Origin of the sequence: Lysinibacillus sp. Bpr_S20, from assembly GCF_023337835.1 — a bacterium.
Lineage (GTDB): Bacteria > Bacillota > Bacilli > Bacillales_A > Planococcaceae > Lysinibacillus.
This window is the reverse complement of sequence record NZ_JALNLQ010000008.1, coordinates 146,328-171,878: the sequence shown is the minus strand read 5'-3', so window position 1 is coordinate 171,878 and position 25,551 is coordinate 146,328. Positions and strand designations below refer to the sequence as shown.

Below are 25,551 nucleotides of genomic sequence, written 5' to 3'. Positions count from 1 at the left end.
AAGTTTTGTTTAAATCGCTTAGTCTTCTTTGCGTAACCCTAAACCAAGCTCTTCTAACTTCGCTTTTACTTCTTCTAGTGACTTACGTCCAAGGTTACGAACTTTCATCATGTCGTCTTCTGACTTATTCGCAAGTTCTAGTACTGTGTTAATACCAGCGCGTTTTAAGCAGTTATAAGAACGAACAGAAAGATCAAGTTCTTCGATAGTCATCTCTAAAACTTTTTCTTTTTGATCTTCTTCTTTTTCGACCATGATTTCAGCTGTTTGTGCCTCATCTGTCATGCCAACGAAGATGTTTAGATGCTCGGTTAAAATTTTTGCTCCGAGCGAAATCGCCTCTTTCGGACCGATGCTACCATCTGTCCACACATCAAGTGAAAGTTTATCGTAGTCAGAAGACTGACCTACACGAGTATTTTCCACTTGGAAATTGACGCGTGATACTGGAGTGTAAATAGAGTCGATCGGGATCACGCCGATAGGAAGATCCTCACGTTTGTTTTGATCAGCAGGAGTGTAACCACGGCCGCGTTGTGCGTACATACGCATACGTAAATGACCGTTTTTAGCGATTGTTGCAATATATAGATCCGGGTTTAAAATTTCTACATCACTGTCATGTGTAATGTCAGCAGCTGTAACTGTACCATCGCCTTTTACATCAATCTCAATAACTTTTTCTTCGTCAGAGTAGATTTTAAGAGCTAGTTTTTTCACGTTCAAAATAATTGAAGCTACATCCTCTACAACGCCTTCTACAGTTGAGAATTCGTGAAGAACACCGTCAATTTGAATTGAAGTGACAGCAGCTCCTGGTAATGAAGACAGAAGGATACGACGTAAAGAATTACCCAAAGTGTTTCCATATCCGCGTTCAAGCGGTTCTACAACAAACTTTCCATATTTGGAATCTTCGCTGATCTCCACCGTTTCAATCTTTGGTTTTTCAATTTCGATCATTTTATTTACCCTCCTTCAAAACATCGAATGTATAGGTTCTTTCCATCATAGATTCGATCGTCATTGACGTATCGTTTATTATCTGCACAAGACAGTCTGTACAAAAAATGATGTTCTCATACAATATGAGACGCACCCATTACACGCGACGACGTTTTGGCGGACGGCAACCATTATGAGGAACTGGAGTAACGTCTTTAATAGCAGTTACTTCTAAACCAGCAGCTTGAAGTGCACGAATTGCAGCTTCACGACCTGCACCAGGACCTTTAACAGTTACTTCCAACGTTTTCAGACCATGTTCAAGGGATGCTTTAGCAGCAGTTTCTGCAGCCATTTGAGCAGCGAATGGTGTAGATTTACGTGAACCACGGAAACCAAGAGCACCAGCACTTGACCAAGATACAGCGTTACCTTGCATATCTGTAATCGTTACGATTGTATTGTTGAATGTAGAACGAATGTGTGCAATACCAGATTCGATATTCTTTTTCACACGACGTTTACGAGTTTGTTGTTTACGAGCCATGTTAAGAAGGAACCTCCTTTACTGATTATTTTTTCTTGTTCGCTACTGTTTTACGAGGACCTTTACGCGTACGCGCATTGTTCTTCGTATTTTGACCACGAACAGGTAAACCACGACGGTGACGGATACCACGGAATGAACCGATTTCCATCAGACGTTTAATATTTAATGAAGTTTCGCGACGTAAGTCACCTTCAAGTTTGTATGAGTCTAATTGTTCACGGATTTTGTTTAACTCATCTTCAGTTAAGTCGCGTACGCGTGTATCTTCTGAAATACCTGCGTCAGCTAATACTTTCTGAGCTGTAGTTTTACCAATACCGTAAATGTAAGTTAATGAAATTACCACGCGTTTGTCGCGAGGAATGTCAACACCAGCAATACGTGCCATGTACGTTGTGCACCTCCTTTAGAATTAACCTTGTTTTTGTTTGTGTTTAGGATTTTCACAAATTACCATTACTTTACCGCGTCGGCGAATTACTTTACATTTTTCGCAGATCGGTTTTACAGATGGTCTCACTTTCATCTAACCTAACCTCCTTAGTAGTCCGGAGCGCAAAAGATTATTTAAAACGGTATGTGATACGACCGCGAGTTAAATCATAAGGAGATAACTCGATAGTAACCTTATCTCCAGGTAGAATACGGATAAAGTGCATACGAATCTTACCAGAAACGTGTGCTAGAATCACATGTCCATTTTCTAATTCTACCTTAAACATCGCGTTTGGCAAAGTCTCAACAACTGTCCCTTCGACTTCAATTACATCATCTTTCGCCATCTACTCTGTCTCCTCTCTATATGCAAATTAAAGTTCTCATCGTTACATCAAACGGATATCTGCTGCAACTATAGAAGCAACCTCGTTTCAACATATGTTTGGATTGTATGAGAGATGTTTGAAAGACGCTCGTCTGGTTTCGCTTCACACAATCCACGGAATATACAGAACCATTAAGGGTGCTGAACCTCCCATGTTTACACGAATACCGGAATGTCTTTGATGAGATATTCATACCCGTTACACAGATGCTTCCACGAAACCCATTATACTCTTTCAAAAGTAATGTTGCACTTTTTAAAAGAAATATATACCGGGCACAATATGCTTTTGCAACTCTCAAAAAATTATGTTTCGTTGTTGCTCCCGCATGCCTCCCGCGGAAGCAGTATTCTGCGCCCGGAGCCGGGTATCAGCTGCGGCTGCCCTGTAATAGAGCATCAAGATCAGCAAACACTTTGTTAATATCTTGCTGTCCATCTATATTAGTTAACACACCTTTTACTTCATAGTAGTCAAGTAAAGGTTGTGCTTGTTTCATATTTACTTCCAGACGGTTTGCAACCGTTTCAGGATTATCATCCGCACGTGTATAAAGCTCGCCACCATCTTTATCACATTTTCCTTCCTCAGCTGGAGGATTGAAAACAAGATGATAAGATGTACCACAAGTTTTACAAATACGACGACCTGACAGACGAGCAACTAACTCATCTTTTTCAACTTGGATGTTAATCGTATGTTCAATAGCTTTACCAAGGTCAGCAAGAATGTTGTCCAAAGCTTCAGCTTGAGGAACAGTACGTGGGAATCCATCTAATAAGAAGCCCTTTTCACAATCATGTTTAGCAAGTCGTTCACGAACAATACCAATCGTTACTTCATCCGGTACTAGAGCACCTTGATCCATAAACGATTTAGCTTGCAAGCCTAGTTCTGTACCATCTTTAATAGCAGCACGGAACATATCGCCTGTAGAAATATGAGGAATCGCGTACTTCTCAACGATTTTATCTGCCTGAGTACCTTTACCAGCACCTGGCAGACCCATTAAAACGATATTCATACGGAAATATTCCTCCCACAAAAGGTTTGCTGATTTCAGGAAACGGTGAAACGTTCCCTAAAAACCAACATTATTTCATAAAGCCTTTGTAGTGACGTTTAACAAGTTGAGATTCTAGCTGTTTCATCGTTTCGAGCGCAACGCCGACTACGATAATTATACTAGTACCACCGATCTGCACTGTGGCAGGTAGATTCATAAAGTTTATGAATATAACCGGCATTACTGAAATAACAGTTAAGAAAATCGCACCGACAAATGTCAGACGATATAACACGCTTGTTAAATACGTTTGCGTACTTTCACCAGGACGAATACCTGGAATGTAAGCACCTTGCTTTTTCAAGTTATCTGCCACATTTTCCGGATTCACTTGTACGAATGCATAGAAATATGTGAACGCGATGATCAATGCAACGTAAAGAATCATCCCAACAGGTTTTGTATAATCAAACGTGTTTTGAATGAATGAAGCTACGTTACCTTCACCAAAGAACGGAACTAACGTACGTGGTGTCATCAGGAACGCTGATGCAAAGATTACCGGAATAACCCCCGCAGCATTTACTTTTAACGGTAAGTGCGTTTGTTGAGCACCAGTTTGTTGGTTGCGCCCAGTAACTCGTTTTGCATATTGAATTGGAATTTTACGTAGTGCTTGTTGCACGTAGATAACTCCAACAACAACTGCAAGCAAAATTAAAATAAGTAAACCAAGAATCACTAGATTGATAAATAATTTATCCCCAGCACCCTCGATTTGCTGTGCATAGATTTGGTTAATGCCATTCGGTAATGCCGCAACGATACCTGCGAAAATTACAACTGAAATACCATTACCAACACCATGCGCAGTAATTTGTTCAGCAAGCCATACTAGGAATGCTGTACCCGCTGTTAATACAATAGAAATTGTAACGTATGTTAAAATTCCTTCTTCTTTAATCAATGATCCGCCATACATTTTGTTAAAACCAAATGAAAGTGCGAATGATTGGATTAAGGCAAGAATAATTGTAAAGTAACGAGTAAATTGAGCAAGTTTTCGTCTTCCGACTTCACCTTGCTTTGCCCATTCAGCAAATTTCGGTACTACGTCCATTTGCAATAACTGAACAATAATTGAAGCAGTGATGTAAGGCATAATTCCCATCGCAAAGATAGAGAAGTTTTTCAAAGCACCACCGCCAAAAGTATTCAGGAAACCAACGAGATTGAACTCATCAGTTGCCTTTAATACATTAGCGTCAACGTTTGGTACTGGTACAAACGTACCAATACGGAAAACGATTAACATTAAAAGAGTGAAAATGATTTTATTTCGTATATCTCGAACACGCATAAAGTTAGAGATCGTCTGAAACATTAAATCACCTCAGTAGTTCCGCCGGCATTCTCGATTGCTTCTTTAGCTGAAGCAGAGAATTTATGAGCTTTTACTGTAAGCTTTTTGTTAAGAGTTCCGTTTCCAAGAACTTTAATTCCAGCTTTTTCATTGCTCACAAGACCAGTTTCAAGTAATAATGCAGCAGTTACCTCTGCACCGTCTTCGAAACGGTTTAAAGTGTCAAGGTTAACGATAGCGTATTCTTTACGGTTAATGTTCGTAAAGCCACGTTTTGGTAAACGACGGAATAATGGGTTTTGACCGCCTTCAAAGCCTGGGCGTACACCGCCACCAGAACGAGCGTTTTGACCTTTATGACCTTTACCTGCTGTTTTACCGTTACCAGAACCGATACCACGACCAACGCGGTTGCGTTGTTTACGAGAACCTTCTGCTGGTTTTAACTCATGCAGTTTCATAGTGGGTGGCACCTCCTTGTTCAATAATTGGAAATTAAATTTCTTTTACAGTAACTAAGTGAGCTACTTTATCAAGCATACCGCGAGTAGCTGCATTATCAGCTTTCTCAACAGTTTGGTGTAATTTGCGTAAACCTAGAGCTTCGATTGTTTTACGTTGCGCTGGTTTAGTACCAATCACAGATTTTGTAAGGGTGATTTCTAATTTGTTAGCCATTATCTTTCCCCCCTTATCCTAATAATTCTTCCACTGATTTACCACGTAATTTAGCTACGTCCTCTACGCGTTTTAATTCAGTTAAACCTTGAATAGTTGCACGCACCATATTGATTGGTGTGTTAGTTCCAAGAGATTTTGAAAGAATATCAGTAATACCAGCAAGTTCTAGTACTGCACGTACTGGACCACCAGCGATAACCCCTGTACCAGGAGCAGCAGGTTTAATTAGAATTTCTCCTGCACCAAAGCGACCTTGCACTAAGTGTGGAGTTGTTCCACCTACGCGTGGCACTTCGATTAAGTTTTTCTTCGCATCTTCAACAGCTTTGCGGATAGCATCTGGCACCTCTTGAGCTTTACCAGTACCGAATCCAACGTGACCGTTTTTATCGCCAACAACAACTAATGCTGTGAAGCGGAAGCGACGTCCACCTTTAACAACTTTAGCAACACGGTTAATAGTAACTACGCGTTCTTCAAGTTCTCCAAGTTTGTTTGCGTCAATTCGACTCATGAAATGTGTCCCTCCTTTTTATTAAAATTGTAAACCGTTCTCACGTGCTGCTTCAGCTAAAGCTTTTACACGTCCATGATATAAGTAACCACCACGGTCAAATACTACAGCAGTAATATTTTTTTCCGTAGCGCGTTTTGCGATTGTTTCACCGACTTTAGTTGCAGCATCAACATTGCTACCAGCGCCTTCAAAACCATTTTCTTGAGAAGATGCGCTAACAATTGTTACGCCTGCTACGTCATCGATAAGTTGAGCGTAGATGTTCTTGTTTGAACGGAATACGTTTAAGCGTGGACGCTCAGCAGTACCTGTAATTTTAGAACGTACGCGTGCATGACGTTTTTTACGAACCTGATTTTTATCTTGTTTCGTAATCACAAGGGTCACTCCTTTCTAATGCTTAGGAAGCATTATTTACCTGTTTTACCTTCTTTACGACGAACATATTCGCCTTCATAACGGATACCTTTACCTTTGTAAGGCTCTGGTGGACGCACGTCACGGATGTTAGATGCAAGAGCACCAACACGTTCTTTGCTGATACCTTTAACGATGATCTTAGTGTTAGAAGGAACTTCTACTTCTAAACCATCTTCAGGTGTGAACTCAACTGGATGTGAGTAACCTACGTTAAGAACAAGTTTTTTACCTTGTAATTGCGCACGGTAACCGACACCGATTAGTTCTAATGATTTTTCGAAACCTACAGAAACACCAGTAACCATGTTCGCTAATAGCGCACGAGTAGTACCGTGGTTTGTGCGGTGTTCTTTTGAGTCAGAAGGACGTGATACTGAGATTACGTTACCTTCTTGCTCAATTTTCATATCTTGGTGGAAAGAACGAACAAGTTCGCCTTTAGGACCTTTAACAGTAACTGTGTTGTCAGCTGCAACAGTAACAGTTACGTTAGCTGGTACCTCGATAATTTTTTTACCTACACGAGACATTTAGTTGCACCTCCATTCATTTATTGCTAATTACCAAACGTATGCTAGAACTTCGCCGCCAACTTGTTTAGCGCGAGCTTCTTTATCTGTTAATAGACCTTGTGAAGTTGACACTAAAGCGATACCAAGACCGTTCAGTACTTTAGGCACTTCATTTGTTTTAGCATATACTCGTAGACCAGGTTTAGAAATACGTTTTAAACCAGTGATAACGCGCTCGTTATCTTTACCGTATTTTAAGAAGATACGGATGATACCTTGTTTGTTATCTTCCACGTATTCTACGTCACGTACGAAACCTTCACGCTTTAAAATTTCAGCGATTTCTTTTTTCACGTTGGAAGCTGGTACTTCTAACTTTTCGTGACGAACCATGTTCGCATTACGAATGCGAGTAAGCATATCTGCAATCGGATCAGTCATTGTCATTACATTTACCTCCTTCCCAAATTAGGGGATTACCAGCTGGCTTTTTTCACGCCAGGAATTTGTCCCTTATATGCAAGTTCTCGGAAACAAATACGGCAAAGTTTAAATTTACGATATACAGAGTGTGGACGGCCACAGCGTTCACAACGTGTATATTCTTGCACTTTAAACTTTTGCTTACGTTGTTGTTTAACGATCATAGATTTTTTAGCCACGTTTTCGCCCTCCTTGTTTAATTACTTTTGGAACGGCATACCGAATTGTGTCAATAACTCGCGAGCTTCTTCATCAGAATTCGCTGTCGTTACGATCACGATGTCCATACCGCGTACTTTTGAAACTTTATCGTAATCGATTTCTGGGAAAATTAATTGCTCTTTAACACCTAAAGTGTAGTTACCGCGACCATCGAATGCTTTTTTAGAAACACCACGGAAGTCACGTACACGAGGTAGTGAAATTGAGATTAATTTATCCAAGAATTCATACATACGCTCACCGCGTAATGTAACTTTAGCACCGATAGGCATACCTTCACGTAGACGGAAACCTGCAATCGATTTTTTCGCTTTAGTTACTACTGGTTTTTGACCAGTGATAATTGTTAGTTCTTCTACAGCTGCATCTAATGCTTTTGAGTTTTGAACTGCGTCACCAACACCCATGTTGATAACGATTTTGTCAACTTTCGGCAATTGCATAACTGATTTATATCCAAACTTGCTCATAAGAGCAGGTGAAACTTCATTTAAATATTTTTCTTTTAGGCGGCTCATTTGTGTACCTCCCTTCTTTTATAAAAATTAGTCGATTACTGCACCTGATTTTTTTGCAACACGAACTTTTTTACCGTTTTCGATTTTATAACCTACACGAGTCGGCTCGCCAGATTTAGGATCGATTAGCATTACGTTCGAAACGTGAATTGCAGCCTCTTGGCTTACAATACCACCTTGTGGATTCAATTGGTTAGGTTTTACGTGTTTTTTCACGATGTTCACACCTTCAACAAGAACGCGATCTTGTTTAGGGTAAGCAGCAAGGATTACGCCTTCTTTGCCTTTGTCCTTACCAGTGATAACCTTAACCTTGTCACCTTTTTTTACATGCATGCTGTCGCACCTCCTTGATTGGCACTGTCATGAAATTAAAGAACTTCTGGAGCTAGAGAAACGATTTTCATGAAGTTGCTGTCACGTAATTCACGTGCAACAGGTCCGAAAATACGAGTTCCGCGTGGTGATTTATCATCACGAATAATTACACAAGCATTTTCATCAAATTTGATGTACGTACCATCTTTACGACGTACGCCTGATTTAGTACGAACGATAACAGCCTTAACAACGTCACCCTTCTTAACAACGCCACCTGGTGTTGCTTTCTTAACTGTACAAACAACGATATCACCGATGTTAGCAGTTTTACGGCCAGAGCCACCAAGGACTTTAATTGTAAGAACTTCACGTGCACCTGAGTTGTCAGCAACTTTCATACGACTTTCTTGTTGGATCACTTAGGTTACCTCCCTTCGGAAATTGGTTGTTCCGAAATAGTTATTAAATAATAACCGCTTTTTCTACAACTTCAACTAGACGGAAACGTTTAGTAGCTGATAGCGGGCGAGTTTCCATGATACGTACGATATCACCGATTTTCGCTGTGTTTAACTCATCATGAGCCTTAAACTTTTTAGAGTACTTTACACGTTTACCATAAAGCTTGTGCTTTTTGTGAGTTTCAACTAGAACAGAAATTGTTTTATCCATTTTATCTGAAACAACGCGGCCCGTGTAAACTTTGCGTTGATTACGCTCAGTCATACTTGAAAACCTCCTTTATCAGTTATTTGCACTGATTTCTCTTTCACGAATAACAGTTTTCATACGCGCGATTGCTTTACGCACTTCACGAATACGAGCTGTGTTTTCTAATTGACCAGTCGCCAATTGGAAGCGAAGGTTGAAAAGCTCTTCTTTCAGTGATTTCACTTTTAATTCTAATTCAGAAGTGGCAAGGTCACGGATTTCATTAGCTTTCATTAGATTCACCACCAGTTTCTTGACGTTTTACGATCTTACATTTAACAGGAAGCTTATGTGATGCTAAACGAAGTGCTTCACGTGCAACCTCTTCAGATACACCAGCGATTTCGAACATAACTTTTCCTGGTTTTACTACTGCAACCCAACCTTCAGGAGAACCTTTACCAGAACCCATGCGGACTTCTAGAGGTTTTTTAGTGTAAGGTTTGTGTGGGAAGATTTTAATCCAAACTTTACCGCCACGTTTCATGTAACGAGTCATCGCGATACGTGCAGATTCGATTTGACGGTTAGTAATCCAGCTAGCTGTTTGAGCTTGTAGGCCCCATTCGCCGAAAGATACTTCTTTACCGCCTTTCGCTTCGCCACGCATGTTTCCGCGGTGTTCACGACGGTATTTTACGCGTTTAGGCAATAACATATTATTTGCCTCCTTCCACAGATTTCTTCGTAGGAAGAACTTCACCACGGTAGATCCATACTTTAACGCCTAATTTACCGTAAGTAGTGTCAGCTTCTGCGTGTGCATAGTCGATGTCAGCACGTAGAGTATGAAGTGGAACAGTTCCTTCACTATAGTGTTCAGCACGCGCGATATCAGCGCCACCTAAACGACCAGATACTTGTGTTTTAATTCCTTTTGCACCAGCACGAATTGTGCGTTGGATCGCTTGCTTTTGCGCACGACGGAATGATACACGGTTTTCTAATTGACGAGCGATGTTTTCAGCTACTAGACGAGCGTCAAGATCAGCACGTTTGATTTCGATAATGTTGATGTGTACACGTTTACCAGTTAAATCGCTAAGGTATTTACGAAGGTTTTCAACTTCAGAACCACCTTTACCGATTACCATACCTGGTTTCGCAGTGTGAATTGTAATGTTTACACGGTTTGCAGCGCGTTCGATTTCTACTTTAGAAACAGAAGCGTCTTTAAGAGCCGTTTCAATATATTTACGCACTTTGATGTCTTCGTGAAGTAGAGTTGCATAGTCTTTTTCAGCGTACCATTTTGACTCCCAGTCACGAATAACACCAACGCGTAGTCCTATTGGATGTACTTTTTGACCCACGGATTAACCCTCCTTCTTCTCAGATACCACTAGAGTAATGTGGCTTGTGCGTTTGTTAATTGCGCTTGCACGTCCTTGTGCACGTGGACGGAAACGTTTTAATGTTGGACCTTCATCAACGAAAACTTCAGAAACTACTAAAGAGTTGATGTCAAGATCGTAGTTGTGTTCAGCGTTAGCAACTGCAGATTTTAATACTTTTTCAACGACTGGAGACGCCGCTTTTGGAGTATGACGTAAAATTGCAACTGCCTCACCAACTTGCTTGCCTCGGATTAAGTCTACAACTAGACGTACTTTACGAGGAGCAATGCGAACAGTACGAGCGATAGCTTTAGCTTGTGTCATTAGGATTTACCTCCTCTCAAAATTAGCGTCTTGTTTTCTTGTCGTCTGCACCGTGACCTTTGTAAGCACGTGTCGGTGCGAACTCACCAAGTTTATGGCCTACCATATCTTCTGTTACGTATACAGGAACGTGTTTACGTCCATCATAAACAGCAATCGTTAAACCAATAAAGTTAGGAAAGATTGTAGAACGGCGTGACCAAGTTTTGATAACTTGTTTTTTCTCAGAAGCCTCTTGTGCTTCCACTTTTTTCATTAAGTGACCATCAACAAAAGGTCCTTTTTTCAAGCTGCGACCCATGTAGGAACCTCCCTCCGTGATTCCACCACGGCTCTCACATAGAACCGTAGTTTAACCACATTATTTTTTACGACTACGGATGATGAATTTATCCGATTTGTTTTTCTTCTTGCGAGTTTTGTAACCAAGTGCTGGTTTACCCCAAGGAGTCATTGGTGATTTACGTCCGATTGGAGAACGTCCTTCACCACCGCCGTGTGGGTGATCGTTAGGGTTCATTACAGAACCACGAACTTCTGGGCGTTTACCTAACCAACGGCTACGACCTGCTTTACCGATGTGTACTAGTTCGTGTTGTTCGTTACCAACTTGACCGATTGTAGCGCGGCAAGTAGCTAACACTAAACGAACTTCACCAGATTGTAGACGAACGATTACGTATTTGTCTTCACGACCAAGTACTTGCGCAGAAGTACCAGCAGAACGTACTAATTGTCCACCTTTACCAGGTTTTAACTCGATGTTATGGATTGTTGTACCCATTGGAATGTTTGCTAATGGTAATGCGTTACCTACTTTAATATCAGCATCTGGACCAGATACGATTGTTTGACCAACCTCTAGACCTTTAGGTGCTAAGATGTAAGCTTTTGCTCCATCAGCGTAGTTGATTAATGCGATATTCGCAGAACGGTTTGGATCATATTCGATAGTAGCAACTTTAGCCGGAATGCCATCTTTTACACGTTTGAAATCGATAACACGGTATTGCTTCTTATGTCCACCGCCATGATGACGAACAGTGATTTTACCTTGGTTGTTACGACCAGCTTTGCGTTTAGTTGGTTCAAGCAATGATTTCTCAGGCTTGTTAGTTGTAATTTCCGCAAAGTCTAAAGACGTCATATTACGACGACCATTAGAGGTAGGTTTATACTTTTTAATCGCCATTGTGTTTCCCTCCTTCTTGAGTGTTCAAATCATAAATCCTTAAAGGATTACATTTCGAATAATTCGATTTCTTTGCTATCAGCAGTTAATTTAACAATCGCTTTACGACGTTTGTTAGTGTAACCACCGTAACGGCCAACGCGTTTGAATTTACCTTTGTAGTTAAGAACGTTTACTTTCTCAACTGTTACACCAAAGATTTCTTCTACAGCGTCTTTTACTTGAGTTTTGTTAGCGCGAGTGTCTACTTCGAAAGTATACTTTTTCTCTGCCATAAGTTCTGAAGAACGCTCAGTAATGACCGGACGTTTTAAAATATCACGTGCTTCCATTATCCAAGCACCTCCTCAACTTTTTCTACTGCAGATTTTGTGAATACAACTTTTTCATGACCTAAAAGATCAAGAACGTTGATTCCATTTGCAGTTAAAACTGTTACACCAGGGATGTTACGAGCAGATAATGCTACGTTTTCATCTAGGTCAGCAGTTACGAATAAAGATTTTTTCTCTAAAGAAAGATCTTTAAGAATTTTTGTGAATTCTTTTGTTTTTGGTGCTGCTAATGTAAGAGCATCAAGAACTAAGAAGTTTTGTTCTACAACTTTAGCTGATAAAGCTGATTTAAGAGCTAAGCGACGAACTTTTTTAGGTAATTTGTAAGAGTAGCTACGTGGAGTTGGACCGAATACGATACCACCACCGCGCCATTGTGGAGAACGGATAGAACCTTGACGAGCACGACCAGTTCCTTTTTGACGCCATGGTTTACGACCACCACCAGCAACTTCAGAACGGTTTTTAACCTTGTGATTACCTTGACGAAGAGAAGCACGTTGAGCTACTACAGCGTCGAATAATACTGCTTCATTTGGCTCGATTCCAAAAATCGCATCGTTTAATTCGATTTCACCAACTGAAGCACCTGTTTGACTAAGTACAGATACTTTTGTCATTCCTGTTTCCTCCTTTCCTTAGGTGATTACTTAGCTTTAATTGCAGTTTTAACTGTAACTAGAGCTTTTTTAGAACCAGGAACATTACCTTTAACAAGTAGCAAGTTACGTTCCGCATCAACTTTCACGATTTCTAAGTTTTGGATTGTAACTACTGTGCCACCCATTTGACCAGGTAATTTCTTTTGTTTGAATACGCGGTTCGGAGCAACTGGACCCATTGAACCAGGACGACGGTGGTAACGAGAACCGTGGGCCATAGGACCACGAGATTGACCATGGCGTTTAATTACACCTTGGAAACCTTTACCTTTAGTAACACCTGTTACATCAATTACATCGCCTTCTGCGAAAATTTCTACTTTGACTTCTTGACCAACTTCGTATTCTTCCGTATTCACGTTGCGGAATTCACGAATGAAGCGCTTAGGAGCAGTGTTCGCTTTTGCTACGTGACCTTGTTCTGGTTTGTTAGAAAGCTTAACACGCTTGTCTTCGAAACCAACTTGGATAGCTTCGTAGCCGTCTGTTTCAACAGATTTCTTTTGAAGCACTACGTTTGGAGTAGCTTCGATAACTGTTACCGGGATTAAATCGCCGTTTTCAGCGAAAACTTGTGTCATACCAATTTTTCTACCTAAGATTCCTTTAGCCATTTGTCACACCTCCTGTAAGTTTTAAAAAAGTTATATTTTTTACCATTAAAGTTTGATTTCGATATCAACGCCAGATGGTAAATCAAGTTTCATTAACGCATCAACAGTTTGTGGTGTTGGGTTAACGATATCGATCAGACGTTTATGCGTACGCATTTCGAATTGTTCACGAGAATCTTTGTACTTGTGAACAGCACGAAGAATTGTGTACACAGACTTCTCAGTTGGAAGTGGAATCGGACCTGATACACTTGCACCTGAACGTTTTGCAGTTTCCACAATTTTCTCAGCAGACTGATCTAAAATACGGTGATCATACGCTTTTAAACGAATACGAATCTTTTGTTTTGCCATTATTTTCCCTCCTTCTCGCCTATTTTCTAGACATTCTCCACGAAAATTCTCCCACACACCGCCATGGCAAAGCGGCCGGGTGTGTCGGCAACCTCTCGTTTCATCGCAGTCAAAGACCAACATTCAACATTATATACAATAAAAAAAGAATAAGCAAGTCTTTTCGCTAAATTCTTTTAAATGTTGCAGATATTCTTTAGTACTACTATTTTCACTAATATTTCTCGCTTTTCTAAGCCGTTTATTAGTATATAAAATTCCTTTGCATATTGCAACACTTAAGGCTGCTATATCAACGTTTTTTAATATTTCTAACAATTAACTGACCACAAAAACGAGTACTGTTGAACTCACTTCGTGAATGAAATGAAAACTACCTTCTTATTTTCTATCAATTTATAGAGATGGGAGACTTCTGTAGCTGTCGCTTCGCATTCGTTACAATTAAAGAAGTAAATTAATAAAAAAGCAGCCTCTTTAATAAAGAAGCCGCCCATTCTATCAATTTATAAGAAAAACACACATGCAACCCAGCCAAATATAATAAGTGGAATGTTAATGAACGTAAACGTTGGCACACAGGTATCCCAAATGTGATTATGCTGTCCGTCTACATTTAAGCCAGCTGTTGGTCCTAGAGTAGAATCTGAAGCAGGAGAGCCTGCATCTCCTAAAGCACCCGCTGTGCCTATTAGACATAAAATCGCCAACGGACTCATTCCTAACCCTTGTCCAAGAGGAACAAATAAAGTTGCTATAATAGGAACGGTTGCAAATGATGAACCGATTCCCATCGTCACAATTAAACCAATAACCAACATAATAAATATAGCAAGACTCTTATTCCCTTGAAGAATGTTTATAGAGCTATTAATTAAGCTATCTACATGACCTGTTGCGTTAATCACAGATGCAAAACCATTTGCAGTGATCATAACAAAACCGATAAAGGCCATCATCTTCATTCCCTCAGAAAGAATCTCATCTGCTTCTTTCCATTTAAGTGCACCAGTGAAATACATAATCATAATGCCCGCAAAAGCACCTACAATCATTGAATCAGTATAAATTTGTGCACAAAGAGAGACAATTAAAGCCACAGTCGTAGAAAAAATAACGAACTTACTAACATTAACGTTTAAAGACGCTGTCTCCACATCATTATTTTGATATTGTCGAGGCTTACGGTAAACGAAAAAGGCTACACATAGCCCAATTAACATCCCCAGAATAGGTATAGCCATCGCTACTGGCACATCACGTGAAGATGCCTCCATACCAGCCTTAGATACTTGAGTAGAAACGATATCTTGGAAAATAGCTCCGAAGCCAGCAGGAACGAAACTATATGTCCCTATTAAACCAACAGCAATTAACGTTGCAATAATCCGGCGGTCAACCTCAAGCAAATTTAAAACCTTTAAGATTGGCGGTATCAATAATGGAATAAAGGCAATATGAATCGGAATTAAATTTTGTGAGAAAATAGACATCATAAAGATTAATAAGAAGATGAGCACCTTTACTAAACCTTTTCGATTACTTGTACCGTTTTTATTTAATATCTTTAAAATCCCTGCAATCATTAATTCAGGAATTCCCGTTTTTGAGATGGCAATAGCGAAACCACCAAGCAATCCATAACTTAAAGCAATCGTTGCGCCGGCTCCTAGGCCTTCTGTAAATGACTTTACAGTTGCTTCAATACCCATACCGCTTGTTAGACCTCCTGCAAAGGCCCCCAACACAAGGGAAAGAACAACATTGATACGGAGCAAGCTTAATATTAGCATGATAGCCACTGCCACAATTACTGCGTTCATTTCAACACTTCACTTTCATACACTAGATTACTAATACGTTAAACTTTAATCCTCTAATAATTAAAAGTCAAGATATTTTTATACCCCTATAATAATCTTCCGAATTTAAACGACAAAAACAGTATGATCTTAAATAATCATACTGCTTTTAGATTTCTTCCTATTATAATGATTCACGAATAACTTTTTTATAATAGCCAACGGAAAGTACAGCGAAGATAGCGTATAACGCAATATAACAGCTCATAGCAATCCATAATGGTGTAGTTAACTCTGAGCCGAATAAAAACCATCCAGACTTCACAGCAAAGTAACTATGGAGCAGCCCTATTATTAATGGGACGCCAAAATTAAAGGCTTGTTTCATATATATGCCTTTCATAATATCCTTTTCAGCGAAGCCAATCTTTCTTAATATCGTATACGAAGCTCGCTCCTCTTCAGCCTCAGACATTTGCTTAAAGTATAAAATACTACCAGTTGTCATTAAAAATGCTAAGCCTAAAAATGCTACGGTGAAAATTGATAAACCTAAAGTTTCTAAATTCTCTTTACGTTGTTTTTCATAGGACTGTAAATAGAATGAATAATTAACTCCACCTTTTTTCACACTCGAACTCTTTGCATATAAATTCTCCGCTAGAGCTAAATCACTTTTATTCTTTAGGTGAATAGAAGTTTGTTTATGCAACATATCAATATCTTCGTGAGCAGCTATTTCTTCAAACAATGCATCTGAAACTACGAAAACAGGTCCCCCAGGCCCACCAGTCACAGCACCACTTATAATACTTTCATGTCGCACATCTGTTACATGAAGGGTTTTTTTACGACCTTCCTCTGGACTTCCTATAGTAATATCTACATCACGATCCTTTTCAAGCGGAAACATTTCTGCCATATAGCCACTATAGTTTGTTAAAATAACATCGTAACCCGATACAGAAGCTTCAGGAGCTATTTGTTGATAGTCAGAAATCGGAATTGTAGTAATGATTCCTTCTGCACCATAAAGGGGATTATCTTCATTTTGCTGACTTTCAGACAATAATTGTGAAAAAGAAGCTGAAACACTCTGTAATCGGTAATCTACTTTTTCAAAAGCAATATTATTTTCTTCAAGCTCCTTTAAAAACTCTTGGAAATGGTCTTCAAGTAAAATATAATCTGCAGGTACTTGACTATATGACGACGAGCCTGTTGAATAATACGCTATATATGCTAATGTTGTAACCCCAAGTGAAACACCCGTTAAAACTGTTATAAGCGTTAAGGATTTCGCATTACCTTTCATGCGATGCATAATCGGTGTTAGTGCTAATACATCACGGACAGTTAGATGTCCATTTTTCTTAAGACGAATAGAATTCATAATAAATGCTACAGAGAAACGGAAAACAAGGAACGTTCCGCCGATGGTAGTGGCTAAAATAATAATCATATTAAGCGTTAAATTACCCTGAGAATTAATATCGAAAAGCTTCGTTGATGCATAATAGCCATACGCAATTAGCACAAGTCCTAAAAAACCAATAACCATTTGTAATGGGTTGAAACGCTTTACGCGCTCATCGGCTTGCTTAGAAGCACTGAATAATGATAGTAATGATACGCGATAAATCATCCAAGCCATTTGCACGAGTACTATGACTAGTAGAATGGCAAATACTACGATAGACTGTTGCAATGCCTCTGTACTAAATGTCATCGTCACAAGTGCCTCTTTTTCCAGTACACGTAGTAAAATCATTGTAAATAAACGTGAACTAAAGAACCCAGCAAGCATACCTAAAATGACCGCGCCTACAAACAATAGGATACTTTCTACCGCTAATAAGCGTACGATAAGCCCCTTTGTCATCCCTATTAGCTGATACAAGCCAATTTCCTTACTACGACGCTTCATAAATAGATGGTTTGCATAAAGTACGAAAAACAAGACAATAAAGTACAGCATATAGGTTGCTGCAGCGAAACCTGCTGTGGCAGTACCGCTCTCTTGTACTGTAGCCAGCACTTCAGTATTATTCTGCAGTGTCACAAAAGAAAAATATAAAGTAACACTAAAAATAAGTGCGAAAAAATATAAATAATAATGCTTCATATTTTTCTTCATACTGCGTAACACGAGCTTACTAAGACTCATAGCCGTCACCGCCTAGCACACTTTGCGTATGCATGATTTCTTGGAAAAATGCTTGTCTTGTTTTATCTCCTTTATATAGCTCACTATAAATAAGTCCGTCCTTCAAAAATAAAACACGTGTGCAAAAACTCGCTGCTACTGCATCATGCGTAACCATCATAATCGTTGCTTTTTTTGATTCATTAATACTTTGTAGATTTTTTAAAAGTGCAGTGGCTGATTTTGAGTCAAGTGCCCCTGTAGGCTCATCAGCAAATACAAGAGACGGATTTGTAATTAGCGCTCGAGCCGCTGATGTACGTTGCTTTTGGCCACCTGATATTTCGTTAGGATATTTATTTAAAATCTCCGTAATACCTAACAAATGTGTTAGCTCCTTAACACGGCTCTCCGCGACAGCCTTTGGAAGCCTACCAATAGCTAGTGGTAGTAGAATATTTTCTTTCACCGTTAGTGTATCTAACAAATTATAATCTTGGAATATGAATCCTAATTGTTCACGACGGAAATTAGCTAACGCCTTCTCCTTCATACCACGTAAGTTTTGACCATTTATTTCAATAACACCTTCTGTTGCAAAGTCAATCGAACACAAAACATTTAAAAGTGTTGTCTTCCCAGAGCCTGAAGGTCCCATAATACCAACAAATTCACCTTGATTTACTTCTACATCAATACCCTTTAACACCTCTTGGGCTGTTGATTTTTTACCATATACTTTTTTTACTTTACGACCAATTAAAACCGCCACTTGTAAACGCCCCTTTCTATAATTCAAGTGTACCCTGTCCTCTTCGATAATTCGTGTGTTTTACATGACAATATAAAAAGGTAGGTGACAATTTCGTCATCTACCTGTTAGTTGGACATATTCATTTTGCAATGGGAAACGTAATGTAAATATCGAACCTTCCCCCACGATAGATTGGACAGTAATACGAACCCCAATTTTCTGTGCCACATTATGCGCTAAGTATAGACCCATACCTGTAGATTGTGCAGACTCTCTCCCAGCTGTCCCCGTATACGATTTATAAAAAATACGGGGTAGATCCTCCTTACGAATACCAATACCTGCATCTTTTATATGTAGTAGTGTTGCTCCAGTAGCATCTACTTCAGTAAAGATCAATACCTCTGAATTCGCGGGACTATATTTAATGGCATTGGACAAAATTTGACGGATAATAAAGGCTAGCCATTTACCATCCGTCACCACTGTTTCAGCTAACTCTTCAATCTCAAAACCGATACCTTTTTCAATGCACCATGCCTGCATAGCTCTTATTTCTTTATAGACCACAGTTTTTAGCTCGATCTCCGTCATATAATTATCTTTTTCAATAGAAGCTAACCGTGTTTGGTGGAGCTGCTGGTCAACTAATAAATGCAGTCTTAGCCACTCAGTCTCTAATTTACGACGTAATGTCAAATCATCTATATGATCCAACATTAAATTAATTGAAGTCAGAGGTGCCTTTACTTCGTGCACCCATGCTAGGAGCTCATCCGAATATTCCTGTAGCTGTACCTTTGCTTGATTTAACTCTGTATTTTTATCATAAAAAAAATCTTCAATTTTCGTAAGATATGCTACTTGAAAAGGTGATAACCCAAAATTTTTGCTATGCACATCATCGATTTGACTTTCCACATTTCCCAGGAAAACCTTCACCTGCCCCACTTCTACTACATATCGCCAAAAAAGGAAGATCATAAAACTAATAAGCATGCTAATATTTATATACCAAATAGATATTCCTTCTAATCCAGCATCTAAAGAAAATAAAACATTGATCATGATGATGATAAAAGCGAAAAATCCTATCCAAGCGAGTCGTTCTCTTAAAAATAAAATTAGCATTATCACTCACGTCCCTTGTGTTACAGCCATATAACCAAGTCCCTTTTTAGTTAAAATCGCTTCTTGCAAACCTATATCCTCAAGCTTACTACGTAATCGATTAACATTTACCGACAAGGTATTATCATTAACGAAACGCTCATCATCCCATAACTTTCGCATTAAATCATCTCTAGAAACTATTTGATCGGCCTTTTCCACTAAAATGCGTAAAATAAAGAGTTCATTTTTGGTCAACGAAGCAAGATTACCCTCATACATAATTTCACTGCGTGCATAATCAATAACCGCACCATTAAAACGTGTAACATCCATTGATTCTTCTATATAGTCATAGGTCCGGCGTAAAATTGCTTGTACCTTTGCTAGTAATACCTCCATATGGAAAGGCTTTTGCACAAAATCATCTGCTCCCATTTGCATGGCCATTACCATATCCATTGGATGGTCTCGTGAAGATAGAAAGAGAATTGGCACCTTTGAGATATGACGTATTTCACGACACCAATGAAAGCCATCATAAGCAGGTAGCTGAATGTCAATTAATACAAGCTGCGGCTTTTGCTCAATAAAATCATCCATCACCTTTTGGAAATCTGTAGGGCCTACAACCTGAAGGGACCATTGTGCAAAACGTGTTTGAATCATTTCGAAAATGGATGGATCGTCTTCAATCAGTAGTATTTTCATCTCCATATGCAAATTCTCCTTTCATGAATATTGATATGTATTAAATAGTTCTATCACCAAAACGTGAGATTGATTTCCGTTTTCGCACAGGGAAATTCTATTTACTTTTATCGTGTTAAGTAATTTCTGTTTTTTGATATTTCATTTGTTATGTATACATAAAATAATCTAATTTAAACGAGTTTATCAAATGCTCTTTACCTATTTTAACATAAAAAACCAATCTGTAAGCGTCCCTACAGATTGGTTTTGAAAATAAGCTAAATGCTTAAATTATTTTTGGATAGAAGCAACTACGCCAGCGCCTACAGTACGGCCACCCTCACGGATAGAGAATTTAGTACCTTCTTCAAGAGCGATTGGAGCGATAAGTTCTACTGTCATTTCGATGTTATCGCCAGGCATTACCATTTCAACGCCTTCTGGTAAGTTACAGATACCTGTTACGTCAGTTGTACGGAAGTAGAACTGAGGACGGTAGTTAGAGAAGAATGGAGTATGACGGCCACCCTCTTCTTTTGATAAAACATAAACTTCAGCTTTGAAGTTAGTGTGTGGAGTGATTGAGCCTGGTTTAGCTAATACTTGACCACGTTGGATTTCTTCACGAGCTACACCACGAAGTAAAGCACCGATGTTGTCACCAGCTTCAGCGTAGTCTAATAATTTACGGAACATTTCTACACCAGTTACAGTAGTAGATTTTGCTTCTTCAGAGATACCAACGATCTCAACTACGTCACCAACTTTAACTTGACCACGTTCAACACGGCCAGTTGCAACTGTACCACGACCAGTGATAGAGAATACGTCCTCTACTGGCATCATGAATGGTTTGTCAGTTTGACGTTCTGGAGTTGGGATGTAAGCATCTACAGCGTCCATTAATTCAACGATTTTTTCTTCCCATTCTGCTTCACCTTCAAGAGCTTTAAGAGCAGAACCTTTGATTACAGGAAGATCGTCACCTGGGAATTCATATTCAGATAGTAGGTCACGGATTTCCATTTCTACTAATTCTAATAATTCTTCGTCGTCTACCATATCACATTTGTTCATGAATACTACTAAGTATGGAACACCTACTTGACGAGATAAAAGGATGTGTTCACGAGTTTGTGGCATTGGGCCATCAGCAGCAGATACTACTAAGATACCGCCGTCCATTTGTGCAGCACCAGTGATCATGTTTTTAACATAGTCAGCGTGTCCTGGGCAGTCAACGTGTGCATAGTGACGAGTATCAGTTTCGTATTCTACGTGAGAAGTATTGATTGTGATACCACGTTCTTTTTCTTCTGGAGCGTTATCGATATCAGCGTATGATTTAGCTTCCCCACCCATTTTTTTAGAAAGAACTGTTGCGATAGCAGCAGTTAAAGTTGTTTTACCATGGTCAACGTGTCCGATTGTACCAATGTTAGCATGCGTTTTTGAACGGTCGAATTTTTCTTTAGCCATTAGAGATTGCCTCCTCAAAATTATATGTTTATATTTTTTAGAAAATTTATAGAATGATTGCTGATGGCGAACGGGCCCATCCACCATCCCACAATCATAGCTTACAAATTAGTTATACTTTATGCAAGATGAAAATTCAATTATTCACCTTTATTTTTTTTGACGATGTCAGCAGCGATCGATTTTGGTACTTCTTCATAATGATCGAATGTCATTGAGAATACACCACGACCTTGTGTTGCTGAACGTAGAGTTGTTGCATATCCAAACATTTCCGATAAAGGAACCATTGCACGAACAACTTGAGAGTTACCGCGAGCTTCCATACCCTCAACGCGTCCGCGACGAGAAGTAATGTTACCCATGATATCACCAAGGTATTCTTCTGGAATTACAACTTCTACTTTCATCATTGGTTCTAAGATAACTGCATCACATTGTTTAGCAGCTTCTTTAAGAGCCATAGATGCGGCAATTTTGAACGCCATCTCATTCGAGTCAACGTCATGGTAAGAACCGAATACTAATTTCGCTTTAATGTCGATAAGTGGGTAACCAGCTACTACACCGCGTTCAAGAGAGTCACGAAGACCAGCTTCAACTGCAGGAATGTATTCACGAGGTACTACACCACCAACGATAGCGTTTTCGAATTCAAAGCCTTTACCTTCTTCATTTGGAGAGAACTCAATCGTTACGTCACCATATTGTCCACGACCACCAGATTGGCGAGTGAATTTACCTTGAACTTTTGCAGAGCTACGGAATGTTTCACGGTAAGATACCATTGGAGCACCTACGTTAGCTTCTACTTTAAATTCACGGCGCATACGGTCAACTAAGATATCAAGGTGAAGCTCACCCATACCTGAGATGATTGTTTGACCAGTTTCTGTGTCAGTGTGAGCACGGAAAGTTGGATCCTCTTCTTGAAGTTTTTGTAAAGCTTGACCCATTTTATCTTGGTCAGCTTTTGATTTTGGTTCTACAGAAAGAGAAATTACTGGCTCAGGGAATTCCATTGATTCAAGAATAACTAGGTTTTTCTCGTCACATAGAGTATCACCAGTAGTAGTATCTTTAAGACCTACTGCTGCTGCGATGTCCCCAGCATATACTTTAGAAATCTCTTCACGAGAGTTTGCGTGCATTTGTAGGATACGTCCTACACGCTCACGTTTACCTTTAGAAGAGTTTTGTACGTATGAACCTGATTCTAAAGTTCCAGAGTACACACGGAAGAAAGTTAATTTACCTACGAATGGGTCAGTCATAACTTTGAATGCAAGAGCTGAGAATGGCTCTTCATCTGAAGAATGACGTTCTAATTCTTCTTCACCATCAACATCAGTACCTTTGATTGCTGGTACATCTAATGGAGATGGTAAGTAATCGATAACTGCATCTAACATTGGGCGTACGCCTTTGTGTTTGAATGCTGTACCACAGATTACTGGGTAAAATTCTACTGCGATCGTAGCACGACGGATAGCCGCTTTAAGTTCAGCAACAGAAATTTCTTCGCCTTCTAAATATTTTTCCATGATATCTTCATCAACACTTGCAACAGCATCGATTAATTTTTCACGGTATTCTTCAGCTTGTGCGCGGTGCTCTTCAGGAATTTCACCTTCAGTTACTGCTGTACCTTTTTCGTCGCCGTAGAAAGTAGCTTTCATTTCCACTAAGTCAATGATTGCTGAGAACTGATCTTCAGCTCCGATAGGTAATTGGATAGGGTGAGCGTTTGCTTGTAAACGTTCGTGTAGAGTGCCTACAGAATATAGGAAGTCTGCACCTGTTTTATCCATTTTGTTAATGAACACGATACGTGGAACGCCGTAAGTTGTAGCTTGACGCCATACTGTTTCAGTTTGAGGTTCAACACCAGATTGAGCATCAAGAACTGTTACAGCACCATCAAGTACGCGTAGTGAACGTTCAACTTCTACAGTGAAGTCTACGTGTCCAGGAGTATCGATGATGTTTACACGGTGGCCGTTCCATTGAGCTGTTGTTGCAGCAGAAGTGATTGTGATACCACGTTCTTGCTCTTGCTCCATCCAGTCCATTTGAGAAGCGCCTTCGTGAGTTTCACCGATTTTGTGAATCTTACCTGTGTAATAAAGGATACGCTCAGTAGTTGTTGTTTTACCAGCATCAATGTGAGCCATGATCCCAATATTACGAGTATTCTCAAGAGAGAATTCGCGTTTCATGAGGTATTTCTCCTTCCATATTGGGCTTATGCGATGTTTAGATTACCAACGGTAGTGAGCGAATGCTTTGTTCGCTTCTGCCATTTTATGCATATCTTCACGCTTTTTAACTGATGCACCAGTGTTGTTAGAAGCATCAAGGATTTCGTTAGCTAAACGCTCTTCCATTGTTTTTTCACCACGAAGACGAGCGTAGTTAACTAGGTAACGAAGACCTAAAGTTGTACGACGTTCTGGACGTACTTCTACTGGCACTTGGTAGTTAGAACCACCAACACGGCGAGCGCGTACTTCAAGAACTGGCATTACGTTATTTAGGGCAGCTTCGAATACTTCAATTGGATTTTGACCAGAACGTTCTTTCACTAGATCGAACGCACCGTATAAAATCTTTTGAGAAGTACCTCTTTTACCATCAACCATCATTTTATTAATTAAACGAGTTACTAGTTTTGAACTATAAATTGGATCTGGTAACACGTCACGTTTGGAAACAGGACCTTTACGAGGCATGTGTTTTCCTCCTTTCGAATAGTTATCGATTTATTTTAAAAGAATTGTCTTGCCATATTTGCCGCAAAAAATTCCAATCTGCTAGCAAGATTAGAAATTTGCGACAACTACTTATGTTTATTATTAAGCAGCGCTTAATAATGTTAAATTATTTTTTTTCTTTAGGGCGTTTTGTTCCGTATTTAGAACGTGATTGTAAACGACCGTTTACACCAGCTGTATCAAGAGCTCCACGTACGATATGGTAACGAACACCCGCTAAGTCTTTTACGCGTCCGCCACGGATAAGAACAACACTGTGCTCTTGTAAGTTGTGGCCTTCACCTGGGATATAAGCTGTAACCTCGATTTGGTTAGTTAAACGTACACGAGCGTATTTACGTAACGCTGAGTTTGGTTTACGAGGTGTCATTGTACCCACACGAGTACAAACTCCGCGTTTTTGTGGAGACTTAACATCAGTTAAAGATTTTTTAAATGAGTTATATCCTTTGTTTAACGCTGGTGATTTTGATTTCGTGATTTTAGATTGACGAGGCTTACGTACTAATTGGTTAATTGTAGGCATCGATTTTTCCTCCCTTCATTTATTCCTTGTTAATACCACACATCCAGGTGGTTCATTTTTTGGGTAAAAACAAAGTCTTTGTGTTTAATACACAAAAACTACTCTACAGTAATCGCAACTACCGCAGCTCCAACATGGATTCCACAGGCCTTGCCCAGTTCCTTTTTGGACTCAACAAGAATAACTGGTATACCGATTTCTCTCGCGAAAGATATGGCCGAATCGGTTACCCAATTGTCTGCATCGAGTGCCACAAAAAGTTCTTTCACTGAACCAGCTTGCATTGCTTTTACTGCTTGCTTTGTACCTATGATTGTTTGACTTGCCCTTACTTTATCATAAGACATTTTCATATCCTCCGAAGTACAGACAGTTA

General features: G+C 39.5%; 38 protein-coding genes and 1 pseudogene. All 39 read right to left on the bottom strand.

The window, feature by feature from the left end:
- Nucleotides 1-18 precede the first annotated feature (18 nt).
- Nucleotides 19-963: a DNA-directed RNA polymerase subunit alpha gene (locus MWJ95_RS18535; protein WP_004233733.1), complete on the bottom strand. Its 945-nt coding sequence runs from the start codon at nucleotides 961-963 to the stop codon at nucleotides 19-21.
- 139 nt (nucleotides 964-1,102) lie between these two features.
- Nucleotides 1,103-1,492: a 30S ribosomal protein S11 gene (gene rpsK, locus MWJ95_RS18530; RefSeq protein ID WP_036151912.1), complete on the bottom strand. Its 390-nt coding sequence runs from the start codon at nucleotides 1,490-1,492 to the stop codon at nucleotides 1,103-1,105.
- A 25-nt stretch (nucleotides 1,493-1,517) separates the two neighbouring features.
- Entirely contained in the window at nucleotides 1,518-1,883 is a 366-nt protein-coding gene (rpsM, locus tag MWJ95_RS18525) for a 30S ribosomal protein S13 (RefSeq protein WP_049662875.1), read from the bottom strand.
- Nucleotides 1,884-1,907: 24 nt separating this feature from the next.
- A complete protein-coding gene (rpmJ, locus tag MWJ95_RS18520) occupies nucleotides 1,908-2,021 on the bottom strand; it encodes a 50S ribosomal protein L36 (RefSeq protein WP_000868344.1) in 114 nt (37 codons plus the stop codon).
- Between the two features lie 37 nt (nucleotides 2,022-2,058).
- Complete coding sequence (gene infA / locus MWJ95_RS18515) at nucleotides 2,059-2,277, bottom strand: translation initiation factor IF-1 (protein WP_004233690.1); 219 nt, start codon at nucleotides 2,275-2,277, stop codon at nucleotides 2,059-2,061.
- An 86-nt stretch (nucleotides 2,278-2,363) separates the two neighbouring features.
- Nucleotides 2,364-2,441, bottom strand: a pseudogene (locus tag MWJ95_RS18510) (type I methionyl aminopeptidase); the annotation flags it as partial.
- A gap of 248 nt (nucleotides 2,442-2,689) precedes the next feature.
- Entirely contained in the window at nucleotides 2,690-3,343 is a 654-nt protein-coding gene (locus MWJ95_RS18505) for an adenylate kinase (protein WP_249075425.1), read from the bottom strand.
- Nucleotides 3,344-3,413: 70 nt separating this feature from the next.
- Nucleotides 3,414-4,709, bottom strand: coding sequence for a preprotein translocase subunit SecY (gene secY, locus MWJ95_RS18500; RefSeq protein WP_249075424.1), 1,296 nt, complete (start codon nucleotides 4,707-4,709; stop codon nucleotides 3,414-3,416).
- A complete protein-coding gene (rplO, locus tag MWJ95_RS18495) occupies nucleotides 4,709-5,149 on the bottom strand; it encodes a 50S ribosomal protein L15 (protein WP_249075423.1) in 441 nt (146 codons plus the stop codon). The genes secY and rplO overlap by 1 nt, the downstream gene beginning before the upstream one ends.
- A 34-nt stretch (nucleotides 5,150-5,183) precedes the next feature.
- Nucleotides 5,184-5,366: a 50S ribosomal protein L30 gene (rpmD, locus tag MWJ95_RS18490; protein ID WP_054771429.1), complete on the bottom strand. Its 183-nt coding sequence runs from the start codon at nucleotides 5,364-5,366 to the stop codon at nucleotides 5,184-5,186.
- Between the two features lie 13 nt (nucleotides 5,367-5,379).
- The gene (gene rpsE, locus MWJ95_RS18485; RefSeq protein WP_249075422.1) at nucleotides 5,380-5,883 is read right to left on the bottom strand and encodes a 30S ribosomal protein S5; all 504 of its coding nucleotides are present in this window, start codon (nucleotides 5,881-5,883) and stop codon (nucleotides 5,380-5,382) included.
- A 21-nt stretch (nucleotides 5,884-5,904) separates the two neighbouring features.
- On the bottom strand, nucleotides 5,905-6,264 hold the full coding sequence (gene rplR, locus MWJ95_RS18480; protein ID WP_100542761.1) for a 50S ribosomal protein L18: 360 nt from the start codon (nucleotides 6,262-6,264) through the stop codon (nucleotides 5,905-5,907).
- A gap of 32 nt (nucleotides 6,265-6,296) precedes the next feature.
- On the bottom strand, nucleotides 6,297-6,836 hold the full coding sequence (gene rplF, locus MWJ95_RS18475) for a 50S ribosomal protein L6 (protein WP_249075421.1): 540 nt from the start codon (nucleotides 6,834-6,836) through the stop codon (nucleotides 6,297-6,299).
- 30 nt (nucleotides 6,837-6,866) lie between these two features.
- Entirely contained in the window at nucleotides 6,867-7,265 is a 399-nt protein-coding gene (gene rpsH / locus MWJ95_RS18470) for a 30S ribosomal protein S8 (protein WP_008181717.1), read from the bottom strand.
- 29 nt (nucleotides 7,266-7,294) lie between these two features.
- Nucleotides 7,295-7,480: a type Z 30S ribosomal protein S14 gene (locus MWJ95_RS18465; protein WP_004233656.1), complete on the bottom strand. Its 186-nt coding sequence runs from the start codon at nucleotides 7,478-7,480 to the stop codon at nucleotides 7,295-7,297.
- A 21-nt stretch (nucleotides 7,481-7,501) separates the two neighbouring features.
- Nucleotides 7,502-8,041: a 50S ribosomal protein L5 gene (gene rplE, locus MWJ95_RS18460; protein ID WP_008181719.1), complete on the bottom strand. Its 540-nt coding sequence runs from the start codon at nucleotides 8,039-8,041 to the stop codon at nucleotides 7,502-7,504.
- Between the two features lie 27 nt (nucleotides 8,042-8,068).
- Entirely contained in the window at nucleotides 8,069-8,377 is a 309-nt protein-coding gene (gene rplX, locus MWJ95_RS18455) for a 50S ribosomal protein L24 (RefSeq protein ID WP_053482809.1), read from the bottom strand.
- A gap of 35 nt (nucleotides 8,378-8,412) precedes the next feature.
- Entirely contained in the window at nucleotides 8,413-8,781 is a 369-nt protein-coding gene (rplN, locus tag MWJ95_RS18450; protein ID WP_004233650.1) for a 50S ribosomal protein L14, read from the bottom strand.
- A gap of 43 nt (nucleotides 8,782-8,824) precedes the next feature.
- Nucleotides 8,825-9,088 carry a 30S ribosomal protein S17 gene (rpsQ, locus tag MWJ95_RS18445; protein ID WP_053482810.1) on the bottom strand — a complete coding sequence of 88 codons (264 nt, stop codon included), beginning with the start codon at nucleotides 9,086-9,088 and terminating at the stop codon, nucleotides 8,825-8,827.
- A gap of 18 nt (nucleotides 9,089-9,106) precedes the next feature.
- On the bottom strand, nucleotides 9,107-9,307 hold the full coding sequence (gene rpmC / locus MWJ95_RS18440) for a 50S ribosomal protein L29 (protein ID WP_049662852.1): 201 nt from the start codon (nucleotides 9,305-9,307) through the stop codon (nucleotides 9,107-9,109).
- Nucleotides 9,297-9,731 (bottom strand): 50S ribosomal protein L16, encoded by a 435-nt coding sequence (gene rplP / locus MWJ95_RS18435; protein WP_054767906.1) that lies wholly within the window; start codon nucleotides 9,729-9,731, stop codon nucleotides 9,297-9,299. Before rplP ends, rpmC begins: the two co-directional genes overlap by 11 nt.
- 1 nt (nucleotide 9,732) lies before the next feature.
- Nucleotides 9,733-10,386, bottom strand: a complete 654-nt coding sequence (rpsC, locus tag MWJ95_RS18430; RefSeq protein ID WP_249075420.1) for a 30S ribosomal protein S3 — start codon at nucleotides 10,384-10,386, stop codon at nucleotides 9,733-9,735.
- Between the two features lie 3 nt (nucleotides 10,387-10,389).
- The gene (gene rplV / locus MWJ95_RS18425) at nucleotides 10,390-10,734 is read right to left on the bottom strand and encodes a 50S ribosomal protein L22 (protein WP_004233639.1); all 345 of its coding nucleotides are present in this window, start codon (nucleotides 10,732-10,734) and stop codon (nucleotides 10,390-10,392) included.
- 22 nt (nucleotides 10,735-10,756) lie between these two features.
- The gene (gene rpsS / locus MWJ95_RS18420) at nucleotides 10,757-11,035 is read right to left on the bottom strand and encodes a 30S ribosomal protein S19 (RefSeq protein WP_249075419.1); all 279 of its coding nucleotides are present in this window, start codon (nucleotides 11,033-11,035) and stop codon (nucleotides 10,757-10,759) included.
- Between the two features lie 60 nt (nucleotides 11,036-11,095).
- A complete protein-coding gene (rplB, locus tag MWJ95_RS18415; protein ID WP_036124661.1) occupies nucleotides 11,096-11,926 on the bottom strand; it encodes a 50S ribosomal protein L2 in 831 nt (276 codons plus the stop codon).
- A 47-nt stretch (nucleotides 11,927-11,973) separates the two neighbouring features.
- Nucleotides 11,974-12,258 carry a 50S ribosomal protein L23 gene (gene rplW / locus MWJ95_RS18410; RefSeq protein WP_053482811.1) on the bottom strand — a complete coding sequence of 95 codons (285 nt, stop codon included), beginning with the start codon at nucleotides 12,256-12,258 and terminating at the stop codon, nucleotides 11,974-11,976.
- A complete protein-coding gene (rplD, locus tag MWJ95_RS18405) occupies nucleotides 12,258-12,881 on the bottom strand; it encodes a 50S ribosomal protein L4 (RefSeq protein ID WP_012296062.1) in 624 nt (207 codons plus the stop codon). The genes rplW and rplD overlap by 1 nt, the downstream gene beginning before the upstream one ends.
- 26 nt (nucleotides 12,882-12,907) lie before the next feature.
- Entirely contained in the window at nucleotides 12,908-13,537 is a 630-nt protein-coding gene (rplC, locus tag MWJ95_RS18400) for a 50S ribosomal protein L3 (protein ID WP_249075418.1), read from the bottom strand.
- A gap of 45 nt (nucleotides 13,538-13,582) precedes the next feature.
- Nucleotides 13,583-13,891, bottom strand: coding sequence for a 30S ribosomal protein S10 (gene rpsJ / locus MWJ95_RS18395; protein WP_004233624.1), 309 nt, complete (start codon nucleotides 13,889-13,891; stop codon nucleotides 13,583-13,585).
- Between the two features lie 506 nt (nucleotides 13,892-14,397).
- Entirely contained in the window at nucleotides 14,398-15,714 is a 1,317-nt protein-coding gene (locus MWJ95_RS18390) for a Na+/H+ antiporter family protein (protein WP_249106900.1), read from the bottom strand.
- A gap of 163 nt (nucleotides 15,715-15,877) precedes the next feature.
- Nucleotides 15,878-17,860: an FtsX-like permease family protein gene (locus tag MWJ95_RS18385; protein ID WP_249106899.1), complete on the bottom strand. Its 1,983-nt coding sequence runs from the start codon at nucleotides 17,858-17,860 to the stop codon at nucleotides 15,878-15,880.
- Nucleotides 17,850-18,611: an ABC transporter ATP-binding protein gene (locus tag MWJ95_RS18380; protein ID WP_249075442.1), complete on the bottom strand. Its 762-nt coding sequence runs from the start codon at nucleotides 18,609-18,611 to the stop codon at nucleotides 17,850-17,852. Before MWJ95_RS18380 ends, MWJ95_RS18385 begins: the two co-directional genes overlap by 11 nt.
- Nucleotides 18,612-18,707: 96 nt before the next feature.
- Complete coding sequence (locus MWJ95_RS18375) at nucleotides 18,708-19,724, bottom strand: sensor histidine kinase (RefSeq protein WP_249075415.1); 1,017 nt, start codon at nucleotides 19,722-19,724, stop codon at nucleotides 18,708-18,710.
- 6 nt (nucleotides 19,725-19,730) lie between these two features.
- The gene (locus MWJ95_RS18370) at nucleotides 19,731-20,420 is read right to left on the bottom strand and encodes a response regulator transcription factor (RefSeq protein ID WP_283164779.1); all 690 of its coding nucleotides are present in this window, start codon (nucleotides 20,418-20,420) and stop codon (nucleotides 19,731-19,733) included.
- A gap of 267 nt (nucleotides 20,421-20,687) precedes the next feature.
- Nucleotides 20,688-21,875, bottom strand: a complete 1,188-nt coding sequence (gene tuf / locus MWJ95_RS18365; protein WP_249075414.1) for an elongation factor Tu — start codon at nucleotides 21,873-21,875, stop codon at nucleotides 20,688-20,690.
- A gap of 140 nt (nucleotides 21,876-22,015) precedes the next feature.
- Nucleotides 22,016-24,094 carry an elongation factor G gene (fusA, locus tag MWJ95_RS18360; RefSeq protein ID WP_249075413.1) on the bottom strand — a complete coding sequence of 693 codons (2,079 nt, stop codon included), beginning with the start codon at nucleotides 24,092-24,094 and terminating at the stop codon, nucleotides 22,016-22,018.
- A 42-nt stretch (nucleotides 24,095-24,136) separates the two neighbouring features.
- Nucleotides 24,137-24,607 (bottom strand): 30S ribosomal protein S7, encoded by a 471-nt coding sequence (gene rpsG, locus MWJ95_RS18355; RefSeq protein WP_132362681.1) that lies wholly within the window; start codon nucleotides 24,605-24,607, stop codon nucleotides 24,137-24,139.
- Nucleotides 24,608-24,755: 148 nt separating this feature from the next.
- A complete protein-coding gene (rpsL, locus tag MWJ95_RS18350) occupies nucleotides 24,756-25,175 on the bottom strand; it encodes a 30S ribosomal protein S12 (RefSeq protein ID WP_010860613.1) in 420 nt (139 codons plus the stop codon).
- 98 nt (nucleotides 25,176-25,273) lie between these two features.
- On the bottom strand, nucleotides 25,274-25,522 hold the full coding sequence (locus tag MWJ95_RS18345) for a ribosomal L7Ae/L30e/S12e/Gadd45 family protein (RefSeq protein ID WP_132362679.1): 249 nt from the start codon (nucleotides 25,520-25,522) through the stop codon (nucleotides 25,274-25,276).
- Between the last annotated feature and the right edge of the window lie 29 nt (nucleotides 25,523-25,551).

Coding starts and splice junctions, on each gene's coding strand:
- rpmJ (WP_000868344.1), bottom strand. CDS start 2,021: ATGAAAGTGAGACCATCTGTAAAACCGATCTGCGAAAAATGTAAAGTA.
- rplV (WP_004233639.1), bottom strand. CDS start 10,734: ATGACACAAGCTAAAGCTATCGCTCGTACTGTTCGCATTGCTCCTCGT.
- rpsL (WP_010860613.1), bottom strand. CDS start 25,175: ATGCCTACAATTAACCAATTAGTACGTAAGCCTCGTCAATCTAAAATC.
- tuf (WP_249075414.1), bottom strand. CDS start 21,875: ATGGCTAAAGAAAAATTCGACCGTTCAAAAACGCATGCTAACATTGGT.
- secY (WP_249075424.1), bottom strand. CDS start 4,709: ATGTTTCAGACGATCTCTAACTTTATGCGTGTTCGAGATATACGAAAT.
- MWJ95_RS18535 (WP_004233733.1), bottom strand. CDS start 963: ATGATCGAAATTGAAAAACCAAAGATTGAAACGGTGGAGATCAGCGAA.
- MWJ95_RS18390 (WP_249106900.1), bottom strand. CDS start 15,714: ATGAACGCAGTAATTGTGGCAGTGGCTATCATGCTAATATTAAGCTTG.
- rpsS (WP_249075419.1), bottom strand. CDS start 11,035: ATGGGTCGCAGCTTGAAAAAAGGACCTTTTGTTGATGGTCACTTAATG.
- rplP (WP_054767906.1), bottom strand. CDS start 9,731: ATGTTATTGCCTAAACGCGTAAAATACCGTCGTGAACACCGCGGAAAC.
- rpsE (WP_249075422.1), bottom strand. CDS start 5,883: ATGAGTCGAATTGACGCAAACAAACTTGGAGAACTTGAAGAACGCGTA.
- rpsK (WP_036151912.1), bottom strand. CDS start 1,492: ATGGCTCGTAAACAACAAACTCGTAAACGTCGTGTGAAAAAGAATATC.
- infA (WP_004233690.1), bottom strand. CDS start 2,277: ATGGCGAAAGATGATGTAATTGAAGTCGAAGGGACAGTTGTTGAGACT.
- rplF (WP_249075421.1), bottom strand. CDS start 6,836: ATGTCTCGTGTAGGTAAAAAAATTATCGAGGTACCAGCTAACGTAACT.
- MWJ95_RS18370 (WP_283164779.1), bottom strand. CDS start 20,420: ATGGAGATGAAAATACTACTGATTGAAGACGATCCATCCATTTTCGAA.
- rplO (WP_249075423.1), bottom strand. CDS start 5,149: ATGAAACTGCATGAGTTAAAACCAGCAGAAGGTTCTCGTAAACAACGC.
- rplX (WP_053482809.1), bottom strand. CDS start 8,377: ATGCATGTAAAAAAAGGTGACAAGGTTAAGGTTATCACTGGTAAGGAC.
- rpsJ (WP_004233624.1), bottom strand. CDS start 13,891: ATGGCAAAACAAAAGATTCGTATTCGTTTAAAAGCGTATGATCACCGT.
- rplD (WP_012296062.1), bottom strand. CDS start 12,881: ATGACAAAAGTATCTGTACTTAGTCAAACAGGTGCTTCAGTTGGTGAA.
- rpsQ (WP_053482810.1), bottom strand. CDS start 9,088: ATGACTGAGCGTAATCAACGCAAAGTTTACACGGGCCGCGTTGTTTCA.
- MWJ95_RS18375 (WP_249075415.1), bottom strand. CDS start 19,724: ATGCTAATTTTATTTTTAAGAGAACGACTCGCTTGGATAGGATTTTTC.
- rpsM (WP_049662875.1), bottom strand. CDS start 1,883: ATGGCACGTATTGCTGGTGTTGACATTCCTCGCGACAAACGCGTGGTA.
- rplW (WP_053482811.1), bottom strand. CDS start 12,258: ATGGAAGCACGTGATATTTTAAAACGTCCGGTCATTACTGAGCGTTCT.
- fusA (WP_249075413.1), bottom strand. CDS start 24,094: ATGAAACGCGAATTCTCTCTTGAGAATACTCGTAATATTGGGATCATG.
- rpsG (WP_132362681.1), bottom strand. CDS start 24,607: ATGCCTCGTAAAGGTCCTGTTTCCAAACGTGACGTGTTACCAGATCCA.
- rplB (WP_036124661.1), bottom strand. CDS start 11,926: ATGGCGATTAAAAAGTATAAACCTACCTCTAATGGTCGTCGTAATATG.
- rpmC (WP_049662852.1), bottom strand. CDS start 9,307: ATGAAAGCTAATGAAATCCGTGACCTTGCCACTTCTGAATTAGAATTA.
- MWJ95_RS18505 (WP_249075425.1), bottom strand. CDS start 3,343: ATGAATATCGTTTTAATGGGTCTGCCAGGTGCTGGTAAAGGTACTCAG.
- rpsH (WP_008181717.1), bottom strand. CDS start 7,265: ATGACAATGACTGATCCGATTGCAGATATGCTTACTCGCATTCGTAAT.
- MWJ95_RS18385 (WP_249106899.1), bottom strand. CDS start 17,860: ATGAGTCTTAGTAAGCTCGTGTTACGCAGTATGAAGAAAAATATGAAG.
- rplE (WP_008181719.1), bottom strand. CDS start 8,041: ATGAGCCGCCTAAAAGAAAAATATTTAAATGAAGTTTCACCTGCTCTT.
- MWJ95_RS18345 (WP_132362679.1), bottom strand. CDS start 25,522: ATGTCTTATGATAAAGTAAGGGCAAGTCAAACAATCATAGGTACAAAG.
- rplC (WP_249075418.1), bottom strand. CDS start 13,537: ATGGCTAAAGGAATCTTAGGTAGAAAAATTGGTATGACACAAGTTTTC.
- rpmD (WP_054771429.1), bottom strand. CDS start 5,366: ATGGCTAACAAATTAGAAATCACCCTTACAAAATCTGTGATTGGTACT.